This window comes from Actinocrinis sp., assembly GCF_035938995.1.
Taxonomy (GTDB): domain Bacteria; phylum Actinomycetota; class Actinomycetes; order Streptomycetales; family Catenulisporaceae; genus DASZGI01.
This window is the reverse complement of sequence record NZ_DASZGI010000148.1, coordinates 1-13,229: the sequence shown is the minus strand read 5'-3', so window position 1 is coordinate 13,229 and position 13,229 is coordinate 1. Positions and strand designations below refer to the sequence as shown.

General features: G+C 67.0%; 18 protein-coding genes and 1 pseudogene. 10 read left to right on the top strand and 9 right to left on the bottom strand.

Features of this window, described 5'->3' with window-relative positions:
• Window positions 1-146: 146 nt before the first annotated feature.
• A pseudogene (locus tag VGZ32_RS10540) lies at window positions 147-341 on the bottom strand (MBL fold metallo-hydrolase); the annotation flags it as partial.
• Between the two features lie 24 nt (window positions 342-365).
• On the opposite strand from VGZ32_RS10540, the gene VGZ32_RS10535 reads away from it, so the two are divergent.
• From VGZ32_RS10535 to VGZ32_RS10505, 7 genes are all read left to right on the top strand, one after another.
• Window positions 366-1,853, top strand: coding sequence for a recombinase family protein (locus VGZ32_RS10535; protein WP_326885742.1), 1,488 nt, complete (start codon window positions 366-368; stop codon window positions 1,851-1,853).
• Between the two features lie 82 nt (window positions 1,854-1,935).
• Window positions 1,936-2,187, top strand: a complete 252-nt coding sequence (locus tag VGZ32_RS10530) for a helix-turn-helix transcriptional regulator (RefSeq protein WP_326885741.1) — start codon at window positions 1,936-1,938, stop codon at window positions 2,185-2,187.
• Window positions 2,187-2,444, top strand: coding sequence for a hypothetical protein (locus VGZ32_RS10525; RefSeq protein WP_326885740.1), 258 nt, complete (start codon window positions 2,187-2,189; stop codon window positions 2,442-2,444). Before VGZ32_RS10530 ends, VGZ32_RS10525 begins: the two co-directional genes overlap by 1 nt.
• Window positions 2,445-2,675: 231 nt before the next feature.
• Entirely contained in the window at window positions 2,676-2,825 is a 150-nt protein-coding gene (locus VGZ32_RS10520) for a hypothetical protein (protein WP_326885739.1), read from the top strand.
• Complete coding sequence (locus tag VGZ32_RS10515; RefSeq protein ID WP_326885738.1) at window positions 2,822-3,562, top strand: helix-turn-helix domain-containing protein; 741 nt, start codon at window positions 2,822-2,824, stop codon at window positions 3,560-3,562. Before VGZ32_RS10520 ends, VGZ32_RS10515 begins: the two co-directional genes overlap by 4 nt.
• Window positions 3,563-4,269: 707 nt before the next feature.
• Window positions 4,270-4,485 (top strand): helix-turn-helix domain-containing protein, encoded by a 216-nt coding sequence (locus VGZ32_RS10510; RefSeq protein WP_326885737.1) that lies wholly within the window; start codon window positions 4,270-4,272, stop codon window positions 4,483-4,485.
• 267 nt (window positions 4,486-4,752) lie between these two features.
• Window positions 4,753-5,472, top strand: coding sequence for a hypothetical protein (locus tag VGZ32_RS10505; RefSeq protein WP_326885736.1), 720 nt, complete (start codon window positions 4,753-4,755; stop codon window positions 5,470-5,472).
• A gap of 328 nt (window positions 5,473-5,800) precedes the next feature.
• Here the strand turns inward: VGZ32_RS10505 and VGZ32_RS10500 are convergent, their stop codons facing one another.
• Window positions 5,801-6,085 carry a helix-turn-helix transcriptional regulator gene (locus VGZ32_RS10500; RefSeq protein ID WP_326885735.1) on the bottom strand — a complete coding sequence of 95 codons (285 nt, stop codon included), beginning with the start codon at window positions 6,083-6,085 and terminating at the stop codon, window positions 5,801-5,803.
• Between the two features lie 556 nt (window positions 6,086-6,641).
• Between VGZ32_RS10500 and VGZ32_RS10495 the strand changes: the two genes are divergently transcribed.
• Window positions 6,642-7,238 (top strand): recombinase family protein, encoded by a 597-nt coding sequence (locus tag VGZ32_RS10495; RefSeq protein ID WP_326885734.1) that lies wholly within the window; start codon window positions 6,642-6,644, stop codon window positions 7,236-7,238.
• A gap of 465 nt (window positions 7,239-7,703) precedes the next feature.
• Here the strand turns inward: VGZ32_RS10495 and VGZ32_RS10490 are convergent, their stop codons facing one another.
• From VGZ32_RS10490 to VGZ32_RS10475, 4 genes are all read right to left on the bottom strand, one after another.
• Window positions 7,704-8,129, bottom strand: a complete 426-nt coding sequence (locus VGZ32_RS10490) for a hypothetical protein (RefSeq protein WP_326885733.1) — start codon at window positions 8,127-8,129, stop codon at window positions 7,704-7,706.
• A gap of 144 nt (window positions 8,130-8,273) precedes the next feature.
• Window positions 8,274-8,765, bottom strand: coding sequence for a helix-turn-helix transcriptional regulator (locus VGZ32_RS10485; protein WP_326885732.1), 492 nt, complete (start codon window positions 8,763-8,765; stop codon window positions 8,274-8,276).
• A 69-nt stretch (window positions 8,766-8,834) separates the two neighbouring features.
• Window positions 8,835-9,194 (bottom strand): STAS domain-containing protein, encoded by a 360-nt coding sequence (locus tag VGZ32_RS10480; RefSeq protein ID WP_326885731.1) that lies wholly within the window; start codon window positions 9,192-9,194, stop codon window positions 8,835-8,837.
• Entirely contained in the window at window positions 9,191-9,412 is a 222-nt protein-coding gene (locus VGZ32_RS10475; protein ID WP_326885730.1) for a hypothetical protein, read from the bottom strand. Before VGZ32_RS10475 ends, VGZ32_RS10480 begins: the two co-directional genes overlap by 4 nt.
• Window positions 9,413-9,604: 192 nt before the next feature.
• Here VGZ32_RS10475 and VGZ32_RS10470 point away from each other — a divergent pair, with 192 nt between their 5' ends.
• Window positions 9,605-10,147, top strand: a complete 543-nt coding sequence (locus VGZ32_RS10470; RefSeq protein ID WP_326885729.1) for a UTRA domain-containing protein — start codon at window positions 9,605-9,607, stop codon at window positions 10,145-10,147.
• The gene (locus VGZ32_RS10465) at window positions 10,144-10,839 is read left to right on the top strand and encodes a GntR family transcriptional regulator (RefSeq protein WP_326885727.1); all 696 of its coding nucleotides are present in this window, start codon (window positions 10,144-10,146) and stop codon (window positions 10,837-10,839) included. The genes VGZ32_RS10470 and VGZ32_RS10465 overlap by 4 nt, the downstream gene beginning before the upstream one ends.
• Window positions 10,840-11,432: 593 nt before the next feature.
• On the opposite strand, the gene VGZ32_RS10460 is transcribed toward VGZ32_RS10465, so the two are convergent.
• The 3 genes from VGZ32_RS10460 to VGZ32_RS10450 form a co-directional block, all read right to left on the bottom strand.
• Entirely contained in the window at window positions 11,433-12,194 is a 762-nt protein-coding gene (locus VGZ32_RS10460; protein ID WP_326885726.1) for a DUF2637 domain-containing protein, read from the bottom strand.
• On the bottom strand, window positions 12,191-12,475 hold the full coding sequence (locus VGZ32_RS10455; protein WP_326885724.1) for a hypothetical protein: 285 nt from the start codon (window positions 12,473-12,475) through the stop codon (window positions 12,191-12,193). Before VGZ32_RS10455 ends, VGZ32_RS10460 begins: the two co-directional genes overlap by 4 nt.
• Window positions 12,476-12,575: 100 nt before the next feature.
• Entirely contained in the window at window positions 12,576-13,226 is a 651-nt protein-coding gene (locus tag VGZ32_RS10450; protein ID WP_349263558.1) for an MBL fold metallo-hydrolase, read from the bottom strand.
• Between the last annotated feature and the right edge of the window lie 3 nt (window positions 13,227-13,229).

Below are 13,229 nucleotides of genomic sequence, written 5' to 3'. Positions count from 1 at the left end.
AGGGCAGTGTAGCTCGCATTTTAGATCTGCCGCGCCCTTGCTTTCAGATCTGCCGCAGAAGAGCCTTTAGATCTGCCGAGATGATGCGCTCAGCGTTGCCGCTCGGACCGCTGCGATGCGAACGCGCGGCGGCTCGAGCGGCCGCCTCACCAGCCGCGCTTGCGCCACTCTTCCAGGTGGGGGCGCTCGTCGCCGAGGGTGGTGTCGCGGCCGTGGCCGGGGTAGACCCAGGTCTCGTCCGGCAGGATGTCGAAGATCTTCGTGACGACGCCCTCGTAGAGGACTGCGAAGCGCTCGGAGTCCTTTTGGGTGTTGCCGACGCCTCCGGGGAACAGCAAATCGTCTCAAGGGGTAACATTGCAACCATGGCTGACCGGGTGGCGCTGTACCAGCGCATTTCAGAGGATGAGCTTGGCCTGGAGAAGGGCATAGCCCGACAAGTGGAGGATGGGCGAGCCCTCGCCGTGTCGCGCGGCTGGACGGTCGTCGCCGAGCTGAGCGACAACGACATCAGCGCACTTAAGGGTGCGTATCGTCCTGACTACGAGAAGTTGCTCAACATGGCGCGGCGTGGCGAGATAGACCGCATCGTCGTCTTCCACACATCGCGGCTATGGCGCAACCGCAAGGAACGCGCCGAGGGCATCGAGATCTTCGCTCGCGCGGGAGTATCGATCAGCGCCGTGAAGGGCACGGACCTCGATCTCAGCAGCGCATTCGGGCGCGGCATGGTGGGCCTCATGGGAGAGTTCGACACGATGGAATCGGAGATCAAGGGTGAGCGCGTCGCCCGGACCGCTCTCCAGCGCGCCCAGGAGGGGAGGGCGAACGGCGCGGTCGCCTATGGGTGGCAACGTGTTTATGATTTCGATTCGCAGGGCCGCAAGATCGGATTCAAGGACGTTGAGTGCCCCGAACAGGCCGAGATCGTCCGCGAGATCGTCCGGCGTCTGCTGACGGGGGACACGCTAATCGGTATCACCGCCGACCTGAACGAACGCGGCGTGCCGGCTCCGGGCGCGGGCCAGAACCGGAAGCATCGCACCAACGGGCAGGACGAGAGCGGGTCACGGTGGAACAAGACGTCAGTCAAGAAAATCGCACTGCGGGACGCGAACATCGCGGTCCGAAGGCATGGCCAGAACAAGTATCCGGCGGCCTGGCCGAGACTGATCGAGGATGAACAGCACGCCCGGCTCCAACTCATGTTCGCGGCACGTCAGGCGGACGATCGGCTAACGAGGCCGGGTCAGCGAAACCACCTCTTGACCTGGGGGGACATCGCGATCTGCGGCGTGTGCGGCGGATGGTTGCGGGTCGCGAAGCGTGGGAACGCGAAGTACGGCGCGAAAAAGGAAACGTATTGCTGTGACCCGAAGGGGTGCGTTGGCCGGAATGTGGAGGCGTTGGACGGATACGTCCGGGGCCTGGTGCTTGACCGCTTGGGCACTAAAGATGCCGCCACGGTGTTCGAGTCGGACGGCAGTGTGGCTGTCGCGGTCATGGAGCGGATCGAGGGCTTGAGGGCGAAGCAGATTCTTGCGGCAGAGGATTACGCGGCCAACCTGATCAAGCGCGAGCAGTTGCTAAAGATCACGGAGTCGCTCGGTGCGCAGATCACCGATGCGCAGGCCGAGCTGCGGCGGGTGCAACCGGCCGTGGATCTCAGTGTCCTGGACGGGCTCATCGGCGACCAGGCGGCGGAAAAGTGGGATGCGCTCACGGTGGCACAGAAACGGCACGTACTCGAAGCTCTCCATCTGCGGCTCGAGGTCCACCCGGTCGAGCGGCGGGGCCCAGGGTTCGATGCTGCGACGATCCGGTTTCCGCAGGGCGGGCCGTTTGGGGTTTGACGCCACAGAATCGACCGCGTGAGCTGCTGTATTACTAAAGCAGTGGGTTGACACTCAGGTGCACGCGCTCTATTTTTGGTGCGTGAGCGCTACGGACGTCATCCAGGCCCGAATACAGAAGCGCTGTCTGCCAAGCCCTCAGGAGTGCCGCCGTCTGCGGATCGCGGCTGGACTCACCCGCCGCGATATCGCCGACGCCATCGGTGCGAGTGTCCCCGCTGTCGGGCACTGGGAAAACGGCCTGCGGAGGCCGCGCGGGGAGTTCGCGGAGCGGTACGCGGAGGTGATCGCCGCCATCCGCCGCGCGCTCGACGACATCTCGGAACGCGCCTGATGTCTGAGTGCGGCGCGGTGCATGGCGTCCGCAATGTCAGCCGGTGGTCATATGCGCGGCGGATGGCCGCCGAAGCGCGGGAAGCAGGCGACGAGAAGGCGGTGGCCTACTGGGAGCACATCGCGGAACTGGTCGATAAATGCCCACCGCTTACCGACAGACAGATAGTGGAGCTGCGAGCCATCTTCGCCTCAGCCGCTCCCCGGGTCATCGCCACCACCCGCCAGCCCGGCCGGGCGCCCGACGGCGAGGCCTGATTTAAATGCGAGCGGCGCCCCGCGAAGGGCGCCGCCGCCTAGCCCGCCCACCACCATGGGAGACCGTGTAAACACAATAATATTCCGTCGACGTATCGACGCGTCGAGTGTACCGCTACGCACCGACGTGCCGCGCATTCCACACGACGTTTTCGCCGTCGGACTCCGCCGCCGCGAGGCCGCGCTCCGGCTGGCGCCCATCAGCTGGTGTGGATGCGCGGCGGTGATCGCGTGACCACCGCGTGCGACATCGTCGAGCACTTCGACGCCGCGACGACGAGGCTCGGCTCAATGCTCCTGTCTCCTGCTGCCATCGACGAGGCGTTCGCGTCGGAGGCGGAGCCGTATTGCTTGGGCGCGACGAGAGGTGGCGCGCGATGAGCAACGAGGCGATCGACTGGGCGCTCAAGCAGCCCGTGAATGGCAATGCGCCTCGCAAGCTGATCCTTATCCTGCTCGCCAACCGGGCCGACGGTGCGTGGTTGTGCTGGCCTAGCCGTAGGCTCCTCGCGGAGGAGTCCGGACTCGGCCTACGCCAGGTTGTACGGCATCTCGCGGCGCTCGAAGAGGACGGTCTCATCCGGCGCGTTCCGTGGGAGCGTGCCGACGGTGGTCAGGGTGCGAACGTGTTCGTGCTCGGCCCAACGGCAGCCGATGCCCCCGTGTCGTGTACGACACGGGGAGGGGGTCGTGTACGTCACCCCTTGAACCCACAGGAGAAACCCCCAAAGAAGTCCTCCTTCGCAGCGCGCGAAGAATCGCGCTCGCGGCCCTCGCCCGCTGACGCGGGCGAGCCGGACGGGGGGACGGCATTGCGGCCGGATCAAGAAGACCTTTGGAGGGCGATTCGTTGGATGTACGACAACGAGCCTGAGGTTTATGAGCGGAGCCTGGACGTCCTCAAGCGGCGCGCACCCCGCCTCTGGCGACAAGCCGTCGAGAAGGCGACGGATCAATTCCGCGAGCACGAGCCCGAGAAACTCACGAACTCCGTCGCCGTCGAAATCCTCGCCTATCAGTGGGCGATCAACCTGCGGGGGCCGAACTGGCCCGCGTGGCTAGTCGGGCCTTTGCTAGAAGTCGCTCGCAAAATCGGCACGCACACGGGAACTGGGTAACCCGCGATCCTCCGACGTCTGCGCGGCCCGTGGTGCGGAGTGTGCGACGAGCGGACCCGGATCGTGGAGACCGACCCGGATCGCCCGTATTTCTGCCCCGCTGCCGCCCCTCGAGCGGAAGGCGGTCAGCGCGTGACCAGCGCGGAAAGGCTTTGCCGGTCAGTGGAGCCTTTCCGCGCCAGGAGCCGCTTCTCGACACCTTCTACACCTTCGCCAAGCGACTCGCGTCCAAGACGTCGTCGGCGCTCGCGTCGAAAGCTGCGCGGTCCGCACCGAAGATGTTGAGGCATCGTCGGTCCGGATGTCCGCCGTCCGCGACTGGCCTTAACGCGCAGGCGCGCGACGTCGCGGACGAACGACCCGGACCAGGCGGTGCGGACGGGGCGAGCCGGCTATGACGGCCCGGTCAGTACTGCTGTAGATCCGGAATCGCCGCAGGTGAGCCAAAGTTTCGGGAGCCGCGACTACGTTTGGCCTGCGGCCAAGTGCACCGACGACGCGGCTGGCGCGATGGTCGCGTCACGACGCGCCCCGGTGACCGCGCTGCGGTCGCCGACACCCCGCCTGATTCGCCGCTTGATGTCCCGTCATATCGCAGGTGGCGGCACGTTTTCGCGTGTTAGTACATGGACGCTCGCTAATCGTCTGCGGTAGCCTGGTCTTATTCGCTGAACACTCAACCTAGGGGGTGTGTGGGAGACCGGATCATGCTCCGTTTCGCCGACGCCGCGTCGGCGCTGGGCGTCGACGTCGACACCGTGCGCGCACAGATCAAAGCGGGAGTCATCCCGACCGTGAAGTTCGGCCGGAACGTCCTCATTCCCGCGTCCGCGCTCGAGGCGCCAGCTGGCGGACCGGGCGTCGCTGACCAGCTCGCCGACCTCGCCGCCCGCGTCGCAGCACTCGAGGGGGCGACCTCGTGAACGACGAATTCCGGCCGCCACCCTCACCAGGCGAGTTCGCCGCCCCCTACCTGGACCAGGGCCACGCACGTGAAGGTGCGCCTACCACTCCAGACACCTGGTCGCACGCCGTACCCCCGCCCACGTCGACCCCCAACCCGAGCGATTATCAGCGTGGACCCCTCACCGACGGGCACCAGCGCCTCACGCCGGCTGTCGGCGGCGCCGCCCCTCAGGACGTCCCCACGAGCGGGTGCGCAATCGACCGCACGATTCAACATGTCGACGATGACGCCGACGACTGAGCCGACGGCCGACGTCGAGGCGCGGATCGCTGACCAACTCGCCCGCGCCACCGCCATGGAAGACGACGCAGACGCGGTCCGGATCTCCCTACAGCTCAGGCCCAAGCTTGAGGCAGCCGACCACACCGCACACGCGGCGAGGGGCCAACACCGCGTTGCATCCGAACGACTCGCCGACGCGCGCACCGCGCTTGCCGCATTCAACCAGGGCGGCCGTGAACGCGCCGACCAGGTCCGCGACGCGCTCGCGGGAGTCGTCGGAACGGAGATCGCCGACCGGGTAGCCGACAAGATCGCCACCGAATCACTCGAGCGTGATGCCACCGCCGAACGTGTGCAGCTCGCCGACCAACTCGCCGACGCCGACGTCCCACCCGACACCGTCCGCGCCACCCTCGCACTACTGGGGGAGCAGCACACGGCCGAACGCGCACGGCTGGTCTGCGACGTCGCCGACGCCGAGACGGAAGAGGCGCACCTCCGTGTCGATGCTGACCAAGCGGAAGCAGAACGCGACCGGCTCGCACTCGCGCTGGACCGGCCCCTTAGGGCCCATTCGTGTTCTGCGACGCCTGGCTCACCCGGGTCGCCCGCCCCCGCGTTTATCGGAGCGTCATCCGCAATCGTGCGACCGTCGACCAGGCGCTTTATGAGCTCGCGCTCGCTGCCGCGTCGATCAGTTGGAAAGCGGATGCCGCACTGACGGGCGAGTTGTCCGGCATCGTCGACACGGCGAAGGATCGGGAACGGCTGATCACAGAACGCGACCAGATGAGACGCCTAGGTCTCGACCAGGGTTGGCGTATCGGAGGCGCCATCAGATGATCACAAACCCGGACCGTCCATGATCAACGACCGCACACCATTCCGGAACGTTTAAGGAACCTAGGCAGTGGTCTAGACCACTGCGCGGTCAACGCCGTAAGCAGCCGGTCCACACAGCCGTGCGGAAGGACGCCCCTCGATCAGAACACGGCGCCCTGCCCCCCGTCCGCCTACGTGGCGCACGGGGGGTTTTGCTGTGCCGAGCCCTATCCAATCGCACCACGCTCCGGTGCGACCTTCACCATCTCGCGCAGCGCCGGAGCGATCCGCAGAGCGTTCGCGCGGCTCGGACGCCGCTCGCCGGTCTCCCAACGGCCCATGGTCGCCGGGTGGACACCGGCGATATCGGCCAGCGGTGGGATGGACAACCCGCAGGCGACGCGGACCCGGCGCGCCTCGCCGGACGCATACAGCTGTTGCACCCAAAGGTGGGTGCCGATGGCGGCGGTGACGGTCTCCCGGCTCAGGCCGGGCAGCAGGTTCTCAGACAAGGATCTTCCTTAAGCGCAGGGGAACTGAGCGCGTTCGCCCCTGCCGTCGGAGTTGATCTCCGGAACGTGCCCGATCCAAGCCATGCCCTGCGCTGAGGTGGTCCCCAGCCTAGTTCATCGGGAGTCTCGGCCGCCCGCGCGAGGCCAACTCCGATCGAACACCCGAATGCGGTGCGATCGTCTACTCGGAGCTACCCGATGGAGTCGGCTGATCCACTGAATCCGTTGAACCCCTTAACGCCGTCGTCAGCTCGCGTGTCCGTTGCCGACCGTGTTCGTGTTGGGCCTCGCGGTCGCCATGGCGGTCGTGATCGGATGATGCTCCGAGCCCTGATGCGCCGCCCCTTCCCGGCACCGTTTGGCGAGACAGGGGTCCGCGTCGAGCCGCCCTTGGTAGCGCGATCGCATTCGATCATGTGCGGAAACACTAGTTTCTGCGACATCGTGATCATGGTCTCGTGTCCTGCCCTTTTGTGTGATCAATGCGTGCGGAAGTCGTCGCAAAACCCTGCCCCGCACCCTTGAATTGCGACATGGTTTTTGCGACCCTTGAGGCATGACGACGACGGAGTCCACTGACACCCCGACCGGCCACCTGATCGGCTACGCCCGTGTCTCCACCGGGCATCAGGACGCGCAATTCCAGCGCGACGCGCTCAGCGCCGCCGGATGCACGCGGATCTTCGAGGATCAGGCCTCCGGCAAATCGACCGACGGCCGCCCGGAACTCGCCGCCGCGCTCGACTACCTCCGCCCGGGTGACGTGCTCGTCGTGTGGAAGCTCGACAGGCTCGCCCGATCGGTCGTCGACCTGATCAAGATCGTTGAGGATCTAGGGAAGCGTGGCGTCGGCTTCAAGATCCTTACCGGTGCGCTCGCGGGTATCGACACGACCCGTCCGGAAGGGCGCTTGTTTATGACGATCGCAGCGGGATTCGCCGCGTTCGAGCGCGAACTCACCCACGAGCGCGTCATGGCCGGACTCGAAGCGGCCCGTAACCAGGGCCGGACGGGTGGGCGCCCGGCGGCGCTCTCACCCGACCAGGTGGCGGCCGTGCACGCGCGCCACGACAAGGGAGAGTCACCCACAAAGATTGCGCAGGCCATGGGCGTGCACCGCGCGACCGTCTACCGCGTTCTCGCCAAAGACTGAACTGGAGTACCCCAATCCGCCCCCGCTGGGATACGTCGGTGGCACCCTGCTACTGAGGTACCCAGTGCCCCACGCCTGGAGTGCCGCGCCAGGATGTGCCCCCGGATGCAACCGTCCGGGGGTGTTTCACGTGCGGGGCGGGGGTGTCCGCGCGCCGTTCTGATCGTGCCTTGCTGGCGAGCTGTGCAGCGTCACCGCCCGATACGTACCCCTACCTGCCACGACGCGCACGGCGAGGAATCAGCACGAGTCAAGCCATGGACACGCGAAACGCACTCGCGAATCAGGGGTCGAACACTCATGAGGCATGATCGGGAACGCACGACCCCCCTCGCAGATTGGCCGCGTTTTTTCTCGCAAAACTTTCGTGTGACATATACAGCGCAATCTTGGCCTATTACCGGCTACCATATGACCGCCGCTGAACAGGGCTAACGCGCCCCGCCCGTCCAGTGGCTCTCTCCCTTACCCCTGTTCCCGCAGTACCAGGTACGCGGACAGGATCGACGTACAATCGGTCTTCCCGAGACTCGACGGCATGGACGCGTCCAGGTGCTGCAATACGGTGAGCCGCGTCTCGTCGGTGACCCCGTTCTTGACCAGGTCGTTGTAACCGGCGTCGCCGAGACCTGCGATGTTCGCCTCGTCCTGGGTGCACTTCGGGGCGAGCGCATCGAGTGCCGCTTGATACGCGCTGACCGGTTGCGTGTCGCCGTCCAGGTCGGCGAGCCGTTGCGCCGCACTTCCCGCGTTGGGCGTGCTTGCCTGAACGTCAACCACGGCGGGCGCGGACGTGGACGAACCGGCCGCTGGGGTGCTGAACGGGTCGGGCTGGTTCACCGCGTACACGATGAACGCGATCACCCCGCACACGACCGCCGCGATCCACACGCCTAATGCGATACTGCAACCCCTCGGCATGATCCCTCCCCACGCGCGGCCCCACACCGCGCTACCGGGACCGTACGCCGCGCCTGACGAGGCGTCAGAGGAGTTGTCGAACCGTGACGCTGAGGAGGCGCCCCGGCACAACCGTCACCGTGCGACCAGCGTCAACTCGCAGCCGAGTGCGTGGCACCACTCGATCAGCCGGAGCGTGCGTGGCACGCGGTGACCGGTCTCCCACATGTGTACCGTCCACGTGCTGACACCGAGCGCGTCGCCCACCATCTCCTGAGACCAGTTCGAATGCTCCCGCGCACCTGCCAGCGCCGACGTCAGGCACCGGATGCGGAACTGTTCCAACGGCTCGCCGCGCCGGGGCACCGGTGTGTCGCCAGTCGGGGCGCCGGTCACGGCGGCGGTGAGACCCAGCGTTTCAGCCCAGCGCAGGAAGTTGCCGAGCGCAGGCGTGTCCTTCCCTGTCTCCCACGCGCCGACCGCCAACGCCGAAACCCCGAGTCCGTCGGCGAGCGCTTGTTGGGTGAGCCTACGGGCGCGGCGCGCCGTCTTGAGCTGAGCGATGATCAGCTCTAGCTGAGCCTGCGGCGTCCGCGCTGTCGGTTGTGTCGGAGGCTCCGCCCGCACTGTTGCTCGCGTCGTGTGGGACCGGCGACGCGGCGTCGGGGCAGCGCGCTGGGTTGAAGGTGTGGGCAGTCAAGGTTTCGGCGAAGGCGTCGCGAGACCGGCCAGCGCCTCCTCCAAGGTCGCGAACACCGGGACCTCCCGGCCCACATGCGTGCGCTGCAACATGTCCGCGATCGGCCCCTGTGCGCCGACGACACCGAGACCCCCGTCCCGGTCGCGCAAACGGCGGTGTTCGATCAGGATGACCGCGAGTGCGACCGCGTCCACCTTGGTGACCTTCTCGTCGACGACGACGACCAACGGTCGGCGGGTCAGGTTCACCGCCTCGCTCAGCGCCGCGCGCAGGCGCGGCACCGCGTCCACGTCCAGCACTCCGCACGGCTCGACCAAGGCAACACCGCTGTCGGCCCAGACCTCGAACTCGGTCACTGCGCGTCCTCGGCCGTGTAGGCCACGTATGCCCAGTGGTAGCCCTGCGCGGCGGCGATGGCGGCGGGGTCCTTGATGTTGAGCGGGCAGGGCACTTCCTGGAAGCGCTCGACTTCGACGAATTCCCACGTCTCCCGCGCCCACCCCTGACCGGCCTTATCGACCGCGTGCTCAACGTCAGCGGCGGTGAACCCCCAGGCGAGCAGATGAACACGCACGGGACGGATGACTGCGTCACGTTGGACGTCGGCGTCGTCTCGGGGAGCGGTTTGTGTTTTCACAGGTGATCACGGCCTTCGGGCGGGCTACTCCGGTCCGGAAGAGTTTAGAACTATAGCTTATAAACTAATAGGGGCGGAGGCGCACGCCTAGGATCAATACGCGCCCGAAGACCGGAGGACCGCTGCACCATGACCGAGTGGATCACCGCCTCGACCCCATACCTCGCCCCCCACACTCCCGGCGACCGGGACCCGTGGGAGCAGGAGGCGGCACAGGCCGGGCACACCGGACGCCACCAGCTGATCCTGGTGGACCGCCTGCCAGTCCCCGCCGCCGTCGCCGAACGGCTTGGCTTGAACGCCGGTACGCCTGCGATCCTGCGGCGCCGCCTCGTGACCTTGGATGACAGACCCGTGGAGATCGCGGACTCGTGGTACCCCCTCGCGGTCGCGCAGGGGACCGCTCTCGCTGAGGCGAAGCCGATCCGGGGCGGCGCCGTACGGCTGCTCGCAGACCTCGGATACACGGCGGCACGGCACGTTGAGGACGTCGCTGTCGTGGACCCGCCTGCCGACGCCGCTGAGCACTTGGGAGCCGATGCGGTGATGGAGTTGATCCGCACCGGCTACACCGAGCAGAACGTCCCGTTCGAGGTCGCCGTCATGCTCATGAGCCGTGAGATGGCACCGGGTGTTCCGCGCCGCCTGCGCTACGAACTGAGGCCCGCGTGAGCCGACAAGACGGCCGACCACGCCATCAGCAGATCGCCGCCGACCTGCGCGCCCTGATCATGTCCGGGGACCTTAGCGGGAAGCTGCCGACCACGCACGAACTGATGGAACGGTACGGCGTCGGCTCACCCACGGTGCAGCGCGCCATCCAGGTGCTCAAGGACGAGGGATTCGCCGAGGGTCGGCGTGGCTCCGGCGTGTACGCGACGCGCCGGGTACCGATCGACACGGCCGCGTACATCCCGGCCGAGGGCGGTTACACCTATCGCCTGCTGGACGTCGTCGAGGTGGTGCCGCCGGTCGCGGTGACCGAAGCGTTCGCGTTGCAGTCGCAGCAGACAGCGATCCTCCGGCATCGCCTGATGACCCTGGACGGCGTGCCCGTTGAGCTGTCATGGTCCTACTATCCGCTCAGCATCGCGGCGGGAACAGCGCTGGCTGAGCGCAAGCGGATCAAGGGTGGCGCGGCGGCGCTGCTCGCGGGTTTGGGGCGTGCGCCCGGCCGGTACGACGAGGTCACCTCCGCAAGGCTGCCGACGACGGCGGAACTGGAGCTGTTGGAGCTGCCGGACGATGTTCCGGTGCTGCGGCAGTTCCGCGTCCTGTTCGACGAGGGCGGTCAGCCGGTCGAGGCGACGGTCATGATCAAGGGCGCTCACCGCTACGAAGAGCGTGTCAGCGGCCTCATCTAGTGACACACCGCTACGGTATCCGCCGTGGCCTCTCACGACGCGTACGAGTGGACCGCCTTGGTTCTGGGCGGCGCGGGCATCCTGACAGTAGCTGGCGGAGTATTCGGCTACCTGGGCCGAGGTCGCGCCGCGCGACGTGCACAGGCCGAAGCGTTCTATGTCATAACCGAGCTCGAAGGCCAGCCGAACGCACCGCTCGACGAGCGATTAGTCCACTACGTATTGATCAACGGAAGCGACCGGATCGTCACGGAGCTGATCCTTCGCCGCCCCGACGACGGCGCCGTATCCCGTCGGGGTCGTCGAGCCCGGACGGCACGTGCGCGAGATCGGCCCCGGCCAGGATGTGACGGGCCTGCTGTACTGGCCCCATCCGGTCGCCTGTGACTTCCGGGATACGCATGGACGTCGGTGGCTGCGGGACGACCGGGGGCGCCTGTATCGGGTCAGGCCGTGGACGGCGCTGCGATTCGCGGGCCGCAAGCGCGTCATGGCGGTGGTGCTCGCTTGGCGACGGCGCAGGCTGCCCAAGACGCAAGCGACCCCACAGCAGGTGCCGTGAGGCCGCTTAGCCGGGTACATCTCACCTATATCTATCCGGCGGCGACGGGTACCCCGTTCACGCGCTCTACGGGCAGCCGGGTGTGGTCAGCAGCGGGTAGGGCTTTGAGATGGTCCCGGAGCTGCTGCGCCTTGGCCTGGCCTACCCGGAGTTCGGCACGGAGTCGGGATATCCCGGCGGGTCTACCCGTCTCGGCTACGGACGCGGCGTTGACCTGCTGCGCAGTGGCCAGAAGCGCGCCCCACGACGGCGTGTCGGCTGAAATAGGGACCCGCGTCCGGTTAGTCAGTGCGGGACGTTGTGGCGCGGCTGTGGTCGCTGTTGCCGATACCTCAGGCGTGTTGGGTGTGCCGAGTCCCGAAGCTGTGGGCACAGCCGGTTCAGGCACCCCGACGGAGTCGAGTGCAGCGCCACGAAGGACCGCCAGGTGCGCGACCACCGCGAGCGCGAGCGGCGGAACCGTGCCCGTCGCGATGACCAGCGCCACACCCGGGTGGATCACGTGAGCGGCCGTCAAGTGATACGCGCCGTTCCCGATCAGCGAGACCAGCACCGCGCCGACGGCAACTGACCGGGCATACCTACGGGCCGCCTCAGTCGGCGTACTCGTTGCCAGCCATATCCGGGTGGCCACCATAGCGGTTGCGTCGATCGTCGCCGGGAACGTCAACGCCATTTGCTTGGACCACCCGGCGAACACGGCAACCCCGTAGAGGGCGCCGAACGAGGAGACGGCGGCGGACAGCGTGACAACGGCAAGGCCTATAAACACGGCCGGATCGCGGCGGCTCATCGGGCGCCGCCGTTGGCCCGGCTGATCCACGACGCGATCACGTGAACGGTGGTCGGCTCCCACCCGGCGATCCAGAAGACGATCGTCTCGTCATAGGCGCCCAGCTCGACCCCCGCACGGCTGAGAGCGGTGCGGAGCGCGTCGGCGTTGGCGCGGGTCATCGCTCCGCGCTGGCGGTCGCGGCGCACTGCTGTATAGATGGCTTCTGCGTCGCGGCGCGCATCGGCCTCCCGCTCATACGGGCCGTGCGGTGGTGGGACGGTGTTCGTAGTCTCGTACATGGGTCCCTGCCCTCCCAGTTGGGTCGGGATCAAGGCCCTGTCTGGTGCTCGCAACACCAGTCAGGGCCGCCTATTCGGTCAGGCGGTCCCGGACTTCAGGTCACCAGCCGCGAGCCCTCCACTCCGCTAGGTGCAAGCGTTCGTCACCTAGGGTCGTGTCGCGCCCGTGGCCTGGGTAGACCCAGGTCTCGTCCGGCAGTGGCCCGAAGATCTTCTCTTCAAGTCCGTCCATCAAGGCGCCGAAGTCGGTGGGATTTGTTGTCCGTCCAGGCCCGCCGGGGAACAGGCAGTCGCCGGTGAAGAGGTGCGGGTGGCCCTTGGGGTCGTCGTAGAGGAGGGCGATAGAGCCCGGCGTGTGGCCGACCAGGTGGATCGCTCTGAGTTCCACGTCGCCCACGGTGAGGGTGTCGCCGTCGTTGAGGCGGATGTCGGTGGGCACCGGGAGCGCGTCTGCGTCGAGTGCTCCGGCGGCGGTGCGGGCGCCGGTCGCCTTGACGACTTCGGGCAGGGCTTGCCAGTGGTCCGCGTGCTGGTGCGTGGTGGCTACGGTTTGGAGGGCGTCGCCGACCAGCTTTATCAAGGTATTTGCATCGGCCGCCGCGTCTATCATTAGCTGTTCGCCTCTGTAGCGACAGCGCAGGAGGTATGAGTTGTTGTCGTACGGGCCGACCGCGACCTTGGTGATCACCAGGGCGGGGAGTTCGCGCACGTCGGGCGGGCCACCGACCATCACGTGTCCGTGGTAAGCCATAGC